The sequence below is a fragment of the Burkholderia sp. 9120 genome, assembly GCF_000745015.1.
Lineage (GTDB): Bacteria > Pseudomonadota > Gammaproteobacteria > Burkholderiales > Burkholderiaceae > Paraburkholderia.
Genome location: NZ_JQNA01000002.1, coordinates 5,388,754 through 5,402,336, shown reverse-complemented (window position 1 = coordinate 5,402,336; position 13,583 = coordinate 5,388,754). Strand labels below are relative to the sequence as shown.

At 64.3% G+C, this 13,583-nt stretch carries 13 protein-coding genes; 8 read left to right on the top strand and 5 right to left on the bottom strand.

Annotated elements, in window-relative coordinates; genetic code table 11:
* Nucleotides 1-7: 7 nt before the first annotated feature.
* From FA94_RS32195 to FA94_RS32160, 8 genes are all read left to right on the top strand, one after another.
* A complete protein-coding gene (locus FA94_RS32195) occupies nt 8-1,579 on the top strand; it encodes a DHA2 family efflux MFS transporter permease subunit (RefSeq protein ID WP_035559261.1) in 1,572 nt (523 codons plus the stop codon).
* 10 nt (nt 1,580-1,589) lie between these two features.
* Nucleotides 1,590-3,023 (top strand): efflux transporter outer membrane subunit, encoded by a 1,434-nt coding sequence (locus tag FA94_RS32190; protein WP_035563711.1) that lies wholly within the window; start codon nt 1,590-1,592, stop codon nt 3,021-3,023.
* A 52-nt stretch (nt 3,024-3,075) separates the two neighbouring features.
* Nucleotides 3,076-4,263: a thiolase family protein gene (locus tag FA94_RS32185; protein WP_035559256.1), complete on the top strand. Its 1,188-nt coding sequence runs from the start codon at nt 3,076-3,078 to the stop codon at nt 4,261-4,263.
* Between the two features lie 218 nt (nt 4,264-4,481).
* Nucleotides 4,482-5,759, top strand: coding sequence for a NupC/NupG family nucleoside CNT transporter (locus FA94_RS32180; protein ID WP_035559252.1), 1,278 nt, complete (start codon nt 4,482-4,484; stop codon nt 5,757-5,759).
* A gap of 15 nt (nt 5,760-5,774) precedes the next feature.
* Nucleotides 5,775-6,164, top strand: coding sequence for a cytidine deaminase (locus FA94_RS32175; protein ID WP_035559250.1), 390 nt, complete (start codon nt 5,775-5,777; stop codon nt 6,162-6,164).
* The gene (locus FA94_RS32170; RefSeq protein WP_035559248.1) at nt 6,161-7,126 is read left to right on the top strand and encodes a nucleoside hydrolase; all 966 of its coding nucleotides are present in this window, start codon (nt 6,161-6,163) and stop codon (nt 7,124-7,126) included. Before FA94_RS32175 ends, FA94_RS32170 begins: the two co-directional genes overlap by 4 nt.
* A gap of 200 nt (nt 7,127-7,326) precedes the next feature.
* Nucleotides 7,327-8,262 carry a 2-dehydropantoate 2-reductase gene (gene panE, locus FA94_RS32165; protein ID WP_035559242.1) on the top strand — a complete coding sequence of 312 codons (936 nt, stop codon included), beginning with the start codon at nt 7,327-7,329 and terminating at the stop codon, nt 8,260-8,262.
* Between the two features lie 71 nt (nt 8,263-8,333).
* Nucleotides 8,334-8,633: a hypothetical protein gene (locus tag FA94_RS32160; RefSeq protein ID WP_035559239.1), complete on the top strand. Its 300-nt coding sequence runs from the start codon at nt 8,334-8,336 to the stop codon at nt 8,631-8,633.
* A gap of 46 nt (nt 8,634-8,679) precedes the next feature.
* Here FA94_RS32160 and FA94_RS32155 read toward each other — a convergent pair whose 3' ends face one another.
* The 5 genes from FA94_RS32155 to FA94_RS32135 are packed head-to-tail and all read right to left on the bottom strand — an operon-like array spanning nt 8,680 to nt 13,557.
* Nucleotides 8,680-9,726, bottom strand: coding sequence for an ABC transporter substrate-binding protein (locus tag FA94_RS32155; protein WP_035559235.1), 1,047 nt, complete (start codon nt 9,724-9,726; stop codon nt 8,680-8,682).
* Nucleotides 9,727-9,757: 31 nt separating this feature from the next.
* The gene (locus FA94_RS32150) at nt 9,758-10,921 is read right to left on the bottom strand and encodes an NAD(P)/FAD-dependent oxidoreductase (RefSeq protein WP_035559232.1); all 1,164 of its coding nucleotides are present in this window, start codon (nt 10,919-10,921) and stop codon (nt 9,758-9,760) included.
* Nucleotides 10,914-12,350: an FAD/NAD(P)-dependent oxidoreductase gene (locus FA94_RS32145; RefSeq protein ID WP_035559229.1), complete on the bottom strand. Its 1,437-nt coding sequence runs from the start codon at nt 12,348-12,350 to the stop codon at nt 10,914-10,916. The genes FA94_RS32150 and FA94_RS32145 overlap by 8 nt, the downstream gene beginning before the upstream one ends.
* On the bottom strand, nt 12,347-12,763 hold the full coding sequence (locus tag FA94_RS32140) for a (2Fe-2S)-binding protein (protein ID WP_051980991.1): 417 nt from the start codon (nt 12,761-12,763) through the stop codon (nt 12,347-12,349). The genes FA94_RS32145 and FA94_RS32140 overlap by 4 nt, the downstream gene beginning before the upstream one ends.
* On the bottom strand, nt 12,763-13,557 hold the full coding sequence (locus FA94_RS32135; protein WP_035559222.1) for an ABC transporter permease: 795 nt from the start codon (nt 13,555-13,557) through the stop codon (nt 12,763-12,765). Before FA94_RS32135 ends, FA94_RS32140 begins: the two co-directional genes overlap by 1 nt.
* Nucleotides 13,558-13,583: the final 26 nt, after the last annotated feature.

The window sequence follows — 13,583 nt, the reverse complement described above, 5'->3', positions numbered from 1 at the left end:
ACCGATCATGACCCAAGTCCTCGCCAACCCCGCCGATCTGCCGACGCGCACCAAAGTCGTCGCGTTCACGCTGATGTGCATCGGCTTTTTCATGGCGACGCTCGATATCCAGATCGTGGCGTCGTCCCTCAAAGATATCGGCGGCGGTTTGTCCGCGAGCCAGGATGAACTCTCCTGGGTGCAGACCTCGTATCTGATCGCTGAAATTCTGGTGATTCCGATGTCCGGCTGGCTCACCCGCGTGTTCTCCACGCGCTGGGTGTTCGCCTTTTCCGCGCTCGGCTTCACGATCACCAGCATGCTGTGCGGTCTCGCATGGGACATCAACTCGATGATCCTGTTCCGCGGTTTGCAGGGCGCGCTCGGCGCCGCGATGATCCCGACCGTGTTCACCACCGCGTTCGTGCTGTTCCCCGGCAAGCAGCGGTTGATTGCGTCCACCACCATCAGCGCGCTCGCCACGCTCGCGCCGACCATCGGTCCGGTGATCGGCGGCTGGATCACCTCGCAGTGGTCATGGCACTGGCTGTTCTATCTGAACCTCGTGCCCGGCGTTCTCGTCACGGTGATGGTGCCGAAGTACGTGCACTTCGATAACGTCGATCTGTCGTTGCTGAAGAAGGGCGATTACCTCGGCATTCTGCTGATGTCCGGCTTTCTCGGCTGCCTCGAATACGTGCTGGAAGAAGGCCCGCGCAAGAACTGGTTCGGCGACGACGTGATCGTGTTTTGTGCGTGGATCTCGGCGATCTGCGGCTTTCTTTTCCTCGTGCATGCATTCACCGCGAAAGAGCCGATTGTCGACTTGCGCGCGCTGGCGGTCCGCAACTTCGGCATAGGCAGTTTGCTGTCGTTCATTACCGGAATCGGGATTTTTTGCGCGGTCTTTCTGACGCCGGTGTTCCTCTCGCGTGTGCGCGGTTTCGACTCGTTGCAGATCGGCGTGGCCTTGCTGTCGGTCGGCTGTTTTCAATTGGTCGCGATGGTCGCGTATTCGATCCTCGCCCGCATTGTCGACATGCGAATCCTGCTGGTGGTGGGGCTCGTGCTGTTCGGCCTCGGCTGTTATCTGTATGTGCCGTTGACCAATCAATGGGGTTGGCAGGAGTTGCTGATTCCGCAGGCGTTGCGCGGCATCGGGCAGCAGTTCTGTATTCCACCCATCGTGACGATGGCGCTGGGCTCGTTGCCGATGTCGAGGCTGCGTTCCGCGAGCGGCCTGTTCAACCTGATGCGCAATCTCGGCGGCGCGATCGGCATTGCCGTGAGCAGCACGATGCTCAACGACCGTTTGAACCTGCACTACGAGCGGCTCGACGAACATCTGAACGCCGGACGCCCGGTGCTCGAATCGCTTCTGCAGCAGCAGACCGCGCATTTCGCGGCGGTTGGCGGCGACGCGCTGAACGCCGCCAACGCAGGGCTCGGCGCATTGCATGGACTGCTGATGCGCGAAGCGCTGGTACTCACTTTCTCCGACACGTTTTTCGCGTTGTCGCTGTGTTTCGTGGTCGGTTTGCTGAGCGTGCTGTTCTCGCGCCCGTTCGGCAACACCGCGCCGCCGCCCGATGCTCATTGAGGAACTCAACATGAAACCGATCGTACTCAAAGTTCTCGCGAGCGCCGCGTTGTTGACGCTCGCGGCCTGCGCGGTCCCACCGGCCGAACACGCGGATTTGCCGCAAACGGTCAAGACCGTGGCGCCGGCCGCATGGAACGTCGACGCGCCGCAAGACAGCGTCAGCGCCGATACGTGGTGGGCGCAATTCGGCGACCCGGTGATGCATCAACTGGTCGAGTCGGTGTTGACCGGCAATCTCGACGTGCAGGCCGCGGTGGAACGCGTCAAGCAGGCACAGGATCTGGCGACGCAGGATCGCGCGGCGCTGCTGCCCGAGTTGAACGCCAATGCCGGCGCTTCCGACTCACGCCAGAACACGCCGCCGCCGCTCGGCTACGTGCGTCAGGCCGGTTTCGGTTTGTCGGCGAGCTGGACGCCGGACGTGTTCGGCGGCGAACGGCTCGCCGTGCTGGCGGCGCAGGCGCAAGTGTCGGGCCGTGAGGCGTCGTTGAACCAGCTGCGGCTCGCGCTCGCGGCGAACACGGCGGCCGCGTATATCGACCTGCGCTGGGCGCAATCGCAATTGCAGATTCTCAGCGACAACGAACAGATTCGTGCGCGTGCGCTGAAGCTCACGCAGGAGCGCTTGCATTTCGGACTCTCGACGCAACTCGACGTCGCGCGTGCGCAGAATCAATTGCAGGATCTGCAGGCGCAGATTCCGCGCATTCAGTCGGCGGTACAGCATCAATTGAGTCTGATCGCGGTGTATTCGGGGCGCACGCCGGAAAGTGTCGACGGTTTGCTGCTCGCCAACGCCCGCGAGATTCCGTTGCCCGCGCAAAGCGTGCCGCAGACGTTGCCGTCGGAAGCGTTGTTGAAGCGGCCCGATGTCCGCACCGCGTATGCGACGGTCGAACAACGCGCGGCGGAAGTGGGCGTGTCGAGAGCGCAGCGTTATCCGCAGTTCCGGCTGAATCTCGCGGACGGCTTGCTGGCCTCGTCGTATCTCGGCCTGCCGACGCTGACCGACAACCTGTTCAGCGCGGCGTTGAACGCCACCAGTCCGATCTTCAACGCGGGCCGTATCACCGCGAATATCGACGCGAGCGAAAGCCGCATGCGCGAATCGCAGCTCGGTTTGCAGCAGACCATGCTGCAGGCGCTGAAGGAAATCGAGGACAACCGCAGCGACCTGGTGAGCGGATCGGTGCAGGTGCAACGACTTGGCGGCGCGCTCGATGCGTCGGGCCACGCGCTGCGTTTGTCGACCGAGTTGTACAAGAACGGCGCCTCGAGTTTCCTCGACGTGCTGGACGCGCAGGAAGCGTATCTGCGCGACGACGAATCGTTGAATCAGGCCAAACGCGAGCATGCGCTCGCAGCGGTCGCGTTGTACCGGTCGCTGGGTGGCGGCTGGGATCTGCCTGGAACCGTCACGGCGGTATCGGCGAATAACTGATGTGCAGCCACGGCAAATCAAACTGCAAACGTAAGCCAACTGGAGAGAAGCAATGACGAACCCACGAGAAGTCGTGATCTGCAATCCGGTAAGAACGCCAATAGGCGCCTTCGGCGGATCGCTGAAAGAAGTGCCCGCCACCGAACTCGGCGCGCTAGCCGTGCGCGAAACGCTGCGTCGCAGCGGTCTCGATGCGGCGGCGTTGGCGTCGGTGGTGATGGGCAATGTGATTCAGGCGGGCAACAAGATGAATCCCGCGCGCCAGGCGTCGATTGGCGGCGGTGTGCCGGTGGCCGTGCCGGCGCTGACGGTGAATCGCGTATGCGGGTCGGGCGCGCAGGCGATCGTGTCGGCGGCGCAGGAAATCTGGCTCGGTTTCGGCGATGCCGCCGTGGCGGGCGGCATGGAGAACATGGACCGCGCGCCGTATCTGCTCGACAGCGGGCGCTGGGGCAGCCGCATGGGCAACGCGCAGGTTCACGACAGTCTGCTGCGCGACGGCCTGAACGACGCGTTCTCCGGCGAGCATTCGGGCTGGCATACGGAAGACCTCGTCGCGCAATTCGACATGACACGTGAAAGCCAGGACCGCTGGGCCGCACGTTCGCAACAGCGATTCGTCGAGGCGCAAGAGAGCGGCGACTTCGACGCCGAACTGATCGCCGTACCAGTGCCGGGCCGCAAAGGCCCGCAACCCTTCACGCGCGACGAACAACCGCGCCCCGATACCACGCTGGACACGCTGGCCAAACTGCGGCCCGCTTTTCGTCCCGACGGCACGATCACCGCAGGCAACGCGCCTGGCCTGAACAGCGGCGCGGCCGCGATGCTGGTAGCCGAGCGCGGTTTCGCCGAAGCGCGCGGGATCGAACCGGCCGCGCGTCTGGTGGCGTTCGGCGTCGCGGCGGTGGAGCCTGGCATGTTCGGGCTCGGTCCCGTGCCGGCGGTGCAGATGGCTCTGGCGCGCGCCGGTTGGCAACTGCATGAGGTCGAGCGCTTTGAAATCAACGAAGCATTCGCGGCCGTGCCGATCGCGGTCGCGCGCCGGCTCGGCATTGCGGATGAGTTGATCAACGTGCAGGGCGGCGCGATCGCGCACGGTCATCCGATTGGCGCGACCGGCGCGGTGCTGACGACACGACTGATCCATTCGATGCGACGCGACGGTCTCAAGCGCGGAATCGTGACGCTGTGTATCGGCGGCGGGCAGGGGATTGCGTTGGCGTTGGAAATGCTCTGAGCGGTGGGTCGACAACCGCAGTAGAAATCGTTGCGGCGCGTTAACGGCAATCGCACGTTAACGCACCGCAGCAACCCCACACTTCCACACAAAAAATGCACCGCGCATGCCCCGCGCTGAATCCTTCAGTACCCGAACGCCACCCCTAACCGAATCTTTTTCCTCCAGCGTCAGTTTCGTTTAGCATCTGTGCCACTTTCACAAGAACGTCACGAGACATGGCCCTGATCGTCCGAAACCTCCTCGGTATTGCCGTCCTGTTGTTGATCGCCTATATCTTCTCCGCCAACCGGCGCGCCATTCGCTTACGCACTGTTGTCGCCGCCCTGCTCACGCAAATCGGTATCGGCGCTTTCATTCTGTTCGTGCCATTCGGCAAATCGATCCTCGACGCAGCCGCAACCGGTGTCAATCACGTACTGGCCTACGGCAACGCGGGCATCGAGTTCCTGTTCGGCGGCCTCGTGCAGCCCAAGATGTTCCAGGTCTTCGGCGACGGCGGTTTCGTGTTCGCCGTGCGCGTGCTGCCGGCCATCATCTTCGTCACGGCATTGATCTCCGTGCTGTACTACCTCGGCGTGATGCGCTGGATCGTGATCGTGCTCGGCACGGTGTTCCAGAAACTGCTGGGCGTGTCGAAGCTCGAATCGTTTTCGGCTGTCACCACGATCTTTCTCGGTCAAAGCGAAATGCCCGCGGTCGTCAAACCGTTCGCGCGTGACATGACCGGCGCCGAACTGTTCGCGGTGATGTCGAGCGGCATGGCGGCCGTGGCGGGCTCGGTGCTGGCGGGCTACGCAGGGCTCGGCGTGCGGGTCGACTATCTGCTCGCGGCGTCGTTCATGGCGGTGCCCGGCGGCCTGCTGTTCGCGAAGATCATCTGCCCGAGCACCGAGCCGAGCCGCGTGCAATTGCAGCATCTCAACTTCGACGAAAAGCGGCCCACCAATGTGATCGAAGCCGTCAGTTCCGGCGCGACCGTGGGCCTGAAAATCGCGGTGATGGTCGGCGCCATGCTGATCGCGTTCGTCAGTCTGATCGCGTTGCTCAACGGGATCGTGGGCGGCATTGGCGGTTGGTTCGGCCATCCGGACCTGTCGATGCAATCGGTGCTCGGCATGCTGTTCGCGCCGCTCGCGTATCTGATCGGCGTGCCGTGGAGCGAGGCGACGATCGCCGGTAACTTCCTCGGGCAGAAGGTGATTCTCAACGAGTTCGTCGCTTACGCGTCGCTGTCGCCGTATCTGAAAGACGCCGCCAGCGTGAGCGCGGCTGGCCTGCAGGCACTCGATCCGCGTACCATTGCAATCCTGTCGTTTGCGTTGTGCGGCTTCGCGAACTTTTCGTCGATCGCGGTGCTGACGGGCGGCTTTAGCGCCGTCGCGCCGGAACGCCGCGCCGAAGTCGCGCGCTACGGCTTGCGTGTCGTGCTGGCCGGGACGCTCTCGAATCTGCTGAGCGCCACGATTGCCGGCATGTTCATTACGCTGCATTGAATCGAGGATCGCGGTATGAAGATGGAACAACTGCTGGAACGCGCGGGCGTCGCGCGAGAAAAGGCCTATGCGCCGTATTCGAAATTCAAGGTCGGCGCTGCGTTGCTGACTAAAGACGGCCAGGTATTCGACGGCTGCAACGTCGAGAACGCGTCGTATGGTTTGTGCAATTGCGCGGAACGCACCGCATTTTTCAGCGCGATTGCCGCGGGTTATCAGCGTGACCAGTTCGCCGCGCTCGCCGTGATCGGCGACACCGAAGGCCCGATCGCGCCGTGCGGCGCGTGCCGCCAGGTGATCATCGAACTCGGCGGGCCGGACCTGCCGATTCGTCTCGGCAATCTGCACGGCGCGACACGCGACACCACCGCGCGCGAACAACTGCCGGACGCGTTTTACTTATGAGTCAGCACAAGATTATTTACGACACCGATCCCGGTGTGGACGACGCAATGGCGCTGGTGTTTCAGGCGCGGCATCCGGAGATCGAACTGCTTGGTCTGACGAGCGTGTTCGGCAACGCGACGATTCAGACGACCACGCGTAACGCGCGTTTCCTTGCCGGTCGCTTCGCGCCGGGCGTGCCGGTCGCGCAGGGCGCGGCCGCGCCGCTCAAACGCATCGCGCCGGACCCGCTGGCGTGGATTCATGGCGACAACGGCCTCGGCAACATCGCGCTCGACATGAGCAACGCCGCCGCGCTCGACGAGCGTCCGGCACACCGCTTCATCATCGACACGGTGCGCGCGCATCCTGGCGAAGTCACGCTGGTCGCCGTGGGTCCGCTCACGAATCTCGCGCTGGCGCTCGCCGACGATCCGCACATCGCCACACTCGTCAAACAGGTGGTGATCATGGGCGGCGCGTTCGGCACGGACGGCGTGCTCGGCAACGTGACGCCCGCGGCGGAAGCCAACATTCTCGGCGATCCGGATGCGGCCGATCTCGTGTTCGGCTCGGCGTGGCCGGTGACAATCGTCGGCCTCGACGTTACGCAGCGCACCATCATGAGCCACGACTATCTGGCGTCGCTGCGTGAACGCGGCGGCGCGGCGGGGCAGTTCGTGTGGGACGTGTCGCGGCATTACGAGGCGTTTCACGAAGAGAGCGCGCAACTCGCGGGCATTTACGTGCATGACTCGTCGGCGGTGGCTTATGTGCTGGCGCCGCATCTCTATACGACGCGCAGTGGCCCGGTGCGCGTGCTGACCGAAGGCATCGCAGTCGGTCAGACGATCCAGAAGCCGGTGACGATGCCGGTGCCCGCGCCGGACTGGGATAGCCGCCCGCCCTGCGAAGTGTGCGTGGGCGTGGACGTCGGCGGCATGCTGGCGCTCTACGAGAAGACGATTCTCGGCACGCTCTGAGCGTGATGGTGCGACCAGCCGGACGCACCGATTGATCTGACCAGAACAATCGGTGCATCGCAGCACGCCGCCCCAGCAATCGTGGCCGATGCCGACGGTCAATCTTTGCTACATTCTCCCCACGCACTGCGTCAGCGGCTCCGAGGTCTACTACCCGGAAGCCCAACGCCGCGCGACCGAAATCTATCAAGAGGCCAAAGATGCGAATTCTAGTAGTAGGGGCGGGCGCGGTGGGCGGTTACTTCGGTGGGCGTCTCGCCGCGGCAGGCCAGGACGTGACCTTTCTCGTTCGTGCGGGGCGCGCGGAAAAGCTTCAGCGCGACGGGCTCGTGATCAGCAGCGCGCGCGGCGATCTCACGCTGCCCAACGTCAAGACGATCCTCGCCGGTGTCGGCGCCGAACCGTTCGATCTGGTGCTGCTCAGTTGCAAGGCCTACAGCCTCGACGACGCGATCGACTCGTTCGCGCCGTTCGTCGGCGAATCGACGCTGATTCTGCCGATGCTCAACGGCATGCGCCATATCGACGTGCTGACTGAAAAGTTCGGCGCGGAGCGCGTGTTGGGCGGCCAATGCGTAATCGCCGCGACGCTGAACGCCGAGCAGCACATCGTGCATCTGAACGAAATGCATGCCATCACATTCGGCGAACTGGCGGGCGGCAAGTCGGAGCGGGTCCAGGCCATCGCGGACGCCATGGCCGGCGCGAATTTCGACGTCACTGTCAGCGACAACATTCTGCTGCGCATGTGGGAGAAGTGGGTGTTCCTGGCCACATTGGCGGCCAGTACGTGCTTGATGCGGGGTTCCGTCGGCGATATTCTGGCTGCGCCGGACGGCAAACGCGTGATCGAGAATCTGCTCGGCGAGTGCCGGGCGGTGGCCGAGAGCAAAGGCTTCACGATGGGCCCGGACTTCGACGCCCGCGCCACGCAGACGCTGTTCACGCCGTCGCCGCTCACCGCGTCGATGCTGCGCGACGTGGAAAACCACTCGCATACCGAGGCGGATCATATTCTCGGCGACCTGATCTCGCGCGGCGGCGACGCGCAGAAGGGCGAACACGGCCTGTCGTTGCTGCGGATCGCCTATAGTCATCTGAAGACGTATGAAGCGAGGCAGGCCCGCACGTCCTGATGGATCGCACTAGCTAGCAGGAACCGGGACGGACAAGGCAGGCTGTAACATCCAACGATCGGAGGTGAAGCATGCCGAGTCCAACCGGATCCGTGGCCGCGCTCAGCAGCGCGTCGGCCACGATCTTTTCGATCGGCATTGTCTTTCTCGGCTACTGGGGCATGTACGAGCCCACCAAGTGGCATGTCGGCGACGTGATGGTCGTCGTGATCGCGCTGATCGGGTTCGGCTGCCTCGGGCTCGTGCCGTGGCTGGCAACGAACCCGGCCCAATCGGAAACCAACGACACCCACATGCGTATCGCCCGGCATCTGTTTCTTGCCGGCGTCGGCTCGATCTGGCTGGCCGTGGCGGTGTCGCTGGTTTTCTGAGTGGGCGTTGCTGAGTGTTGAAATTAGCCTCTAACTAGCGTCCAACTCAGCGCTCGATCTGCCGGTTCCAGCGCGTATCCCACTGCGCGCGGTGTGCGTTGATCGTGTCCCAATCCACCACCGTCACCTTGCGCACCAGGTCGTCGATACTGCCGAGGCTTTGCTGCATCGGCGGCGTCATCTTCGCGAGGCGGTTGGTCGGAATCTGCTTGCCCGCTTCGGCGGCCTTGGTCTGCGCGGGCGCGGACAGCAGGAATTGCGCGAGCTTCTGCGCGAGTTGCGGATCGGGGTTGTTGTTGACCACGCACAGATCGACCAGCAGCAACACCGGGCCTTCCTTCGGGTTCACATACGCGACCGGAATCCCCTTGTCCTGCAGATCGCTCACGCCGGTCGGCGTCAGCGGGAACAGACCCGCTTCGCCGGTCTGGACCATTTCGGAAATCTTCGCGGAGTTCGGCACGTACTCGACCACGTTCGGTCCGACCGTGGTCGCCCATTTCGTGAAGCCCGGCTCGACGTTCTGCTCGCTGCCGCCCATCAGACGGTTGATCGCGAGAAAGCCGTGCAGGCCGAACGTGCTGCTCGAGGCCGACTGGAACACCACCTTGCCCTTGTATTTCGGATCGGCGAAATCCATCCACGAAGTCGGCGGCGCCCAGCCTTTCTCAGCGAACAGTTTCTTGTTGTACGCAATGCCGGTCATGCCGAGTTGCACGCCTGCGCCCATGTCGTCCTTCATGCGCGCGAACGGGTAGAGCTCTTTCAGGACCGGCGCGTCGTCGAGCTTCTTGCAGACACCCATGCTGACCGCGCGCGCCATCACGCCATCGTCGAGAAACACCACGTGGATCTGCGGATTGGCCTTGTTGGCGAGCAGCTTGGCGAGAATATCCGACGACGTGCCCGGCACCACCACCACCTTCACATTGTTGGCTTTCTCGAAGTCGGGCAGCACCTGGCTCGTATAGGCCTTTTCCATCGGCCCGCCGTTCATGCCGATATAGATGGTTTTGGTCTCCGACCACGCCGGCGCGGCCGCGCTGAACGCACACAGGGCGGCGAGCGCCGCGATCGTCTTGAACAGTTTCATGGTGGGGCTCCTGGGTTTCACTAAACGGGACTTAAGCAGCGGAAGAGGTGGCGGCCGAATCGGCGGCCGAGTTGGCAGATAAGGCGCCAACGCCGGCAAAGCGGCCAATCGAAAAGGCGTGCAGCGGCGTGGCGGTGTCACCGTCGATCACGAGATCGGCCAGCACTTCGCCCACGCCGGGCGCGAGCAGAAAACCGCCGCCCGAAAAACCGAACGCATGCAGCAGACGCGGCACCGTACGGCTCGCGCCGATGATCGGATTGTTGTCCACGATCTCGCCTTCCACGCCGCTCCATGTGCGGATCAGCAGCGCCTCGCGCAACGCGGGCAGCAACGCGCAGGCGTCGCGCATCACGGCGCGCGTGGTGTCGGTGGAGGGGTGGCCGTATTCGCCGTCGCCATGTCCGCGTCCGCCACCGATCACGCAATTGCCGCGCGCCACTTGCCGCGCGTAGATGCCGCCGCCGTACACGCCGAGGTTGTGCGCGATGAAGAGCGGCAACGGCTCGGTGACCCACATGTTCGGGTAGATCGGTTTCATCGGCACTGTCTCGCCGAAGTACCCCGCCACGGTATTCGCCCACGCGCCGGCGGAGTTGATCAACCAGTCGGCGCTGATGCGTGCGTCGCCGGCGCGCAGTTGAAAGCGCTTGCCGTCGTGATGAATCTCGCTGAGTTCGGTTTGCTCGCGCACCTCCGCCCCGGCCGCGCGCGCGGCACGAGCGAATGCGGGGGAGACCAGACGCGGATTCGCATGCCCGTCGGTCGCGCACAGCGAGCCGCCGATCGCTGCCGGCCCGAGCCACGGATAGCGCTCGCGGAACGCGTTGCCGCTGACCAGTTGCGCGTGCAGTCCGTGATCGCGCGCCATGTCGGCCCACGCTTGCAGCGCGGCGAGATCGGCTTCGCTGCGCGCGAGCCGCAAGTGACCCGACATCGTGAATTCGCCGTCGATGCCGATCAATTCCGGCAAGCGGTCCCAGATGCGCCGCGCGCGCATGGCGAGCGGCATCTGTTCGACGGAGCGCCCCTGGCAGCGCACGCCGCCGTAGTTCACGCCGCTCGCCTGCGCGCCGCAATAGCGCCGCTCGAACAGGCCGACGCGCAAGCCGCGCCGCGCCAACGCCAACGCCGCGGATGAACCGACCAGGCCGCCGCCCGCAATCGCGACGTCGTAATGTTGCGTGTCACTCATCGCGTGCCTCCTCGGGGATCTCGGCGAGGTCGTCGTCGGCCACCATCTCCGGTGAAAGGGGAATCGGTTTGATCGGCGCCTGACCGCGCAAGCGGCCCATTTCAGCGAGCGGTTTGCCGGTTTCCTCGGCCAGCAGCGAGAGCGCGGCTTCGCCGCACATGCGTCCCTGGCAGCGGCCCATGCCGACGCGCGTGAGCGCTTTCAGACGGTTGATCTCGCTCGCTTCGCCGCCGCGAATGCAGCGCCGCAACGTGCCCGCGTCGATTTCCTCGCAGCGGCACACGGTCATGTCGTCGGGCCATTGCGCGGCGCAATGCGCGGGCGGCGCGAAGGCCGTTTCGATACCCTGGCGGAATACGGCGATACGTTTGAGACCGCGTTCGAGCGACGCCGCGTCGCGCATGCCCGCGCCTCGTGGATGCGCGATGCCGAGATCGTCGAGCAGCGCCAGCGCGACGCGGCGGCCGGCGAGTTCGGCGGCGTCGGCGCCGGCAATGCCCGCACCGTCGCCGGCGAGATAGAGGCCGCGCACGGAACTGCGTCCGGCGGCGTCGAGCTCGGGCAGCCAGCAGCGGTTGGTGGCGTCGAAGCGGAAGCGGCAGCCCGCCAGATCGGCGAGTTGCGTTTCGGGCTTCAGACCGAAGCTGATGCCGACCGCGTCGCAAGCGAGGGTTTCGCTCAACGAGCCGGTCGTCGACGGGCGAAATTCGATTGCGCGCACACCTTGTTCGCCGTGAATACCGACCAGCGTCACGTTACGTTCGATCCGCACGCCGCGCGTTTTCAACCAGCCGACGTAGTAGAGCCCTTTGGCCAACGTCGACGGTTGACGCGCGAGTTTCGGCGCGGCCGCGATCTGCCGCGAGAGCGGGCTCGTATCCAGCACGGCGAGCACTTGCGCACCCGCTTTCACGTATTGATACGCGACCAGGTACAACAACGGCCCCGTACCCGCCAGCACGACACGCTGTCCGATCGCGCAACCTTGCGACTTCAGCGCGACCTGCGCCGCGCCGAGCGTATAGACGCCGGGCAAGGTCCAGCCCGGCACCGGTAACACGCGATCGGTCGCGCCGCTCGCGATGATCAGATGCGAGAACGGCACGCGAATCTCGCGCCCCGCATGCAGCGTATCGAGTCGCCCCGGTTCGCAGGCCCAGGCCAGTGTGTCAGGCCGATAGTCAAGTTGCGGCAGCAGCGCGGCCATTGTTTTGTGCAACGCGTCGGCCTTGTGCGCTTCGAAACCGTAGAGCGTTTTCTTCGAGCGTTGAAAGCCGCCGGTCGCGGGCGGTTGCCGATAAATCTGGCCGCCCCAGCGCGCGTTTTCATCGAGCACGACCGGGCGCAGGCCGGCCGCGACCAGCGTCTCGGCGGCGCGCACGCCGGCCGGTCCCGCGCCGACGATCACGATGCGGCGTTCGTCGGTCATGTGGCGTCTCCGTTGCCGGGTGCCGATGCTGAAGCCGCCGCGTTATCAGCGACAACGCCGAATCGCGACACCACGCGCATGCCCTCGGTCACCAGCGTCGAACACGCGCGCAGGCGCTTGCCGTCTTCGCTGCGCATCCAGCAGTCCTGGCATGCGCCGATCAAACAGAAGCCGGCGCGCGGCGCGCCGCTGAATTCGCTGTCGCGCACGCGCCGTTGCTGCATCAACACGGCGGTCAGCAGCGTATCGCCTTGCAGCGCGACGACTTCATGGCCATCTAAAAAGAAACGCAGCGGTTCACGCTGCATTTCGGCAACGCGAACGAATTGCGGCTCGGCATGAGCGGTCGCCAAATTGGACGGTAGATTGGACTGTGACTCGGACGGCATGGGAACGTAAGCGGAAGAAGACATCAATGCTGGCCGATCAGAATGCGGTTGAGCCCGTACACACGATCGAGCAGCAGCATCGCGCCGGCCGTGATGAAGATCACCAGCGCCGAAACGGAGGCCATCATCGGATCGATCGATTCGGTCGCGTACATGTACATGCGCACCGGCAGCGTGACGGTTTGCGGCGACGTGACGAAGATCGACATGGTCAATTCGTCGAAGCTATTGATGAAGGCCAGCAGCCAGCCGCCGGTAATGCCCGGCAGAATCATCGGGAAGGTGATACGGCGAAACGTGGTCCACGCATCCGCGCCGAGCGAATGCGCCGCATGTTCGACGCTGCGATCCAGGCCGCTGACCGACGCCAGCACGAGCCGCATCACGAACGGCGTGATGATGATCATGTGCGCGAGCACGAGCCACGCGAACGAACCGGTCGCGCCGATCAGCGCGAAGAAACGCAGCAGCGCGATGCCGAGCACGAGGCCGGGAATCACCAGCGGCGACAACAACAGTCCGTTGAGAAAGCCGCGGCCCGGAAAACGCGCGCGGCCGATCGCCAATGCAGCGGGCAGTGCGACGATCAGCGACAGCGTGGCCGACGCAAACGCCAGCTTCAGACTGTTGAAGAACGCGGAAATGAAATCGGGGTAGTCGAGGATCGCGCGGAACCAGCGCAGCGAGACGCCATGCGTGGGTAGCGTGAGCGTCTCGTCGGGCGTGAACGCGACCAGCACGACGATCACGAGCGGCGCGAGCACGAACGCAATCACGAGCGTGTGGAAAACCAGTGCAATAGGGCCGTTCTTTCTCATGATGATGTCACTCAAAGGGCCAATGA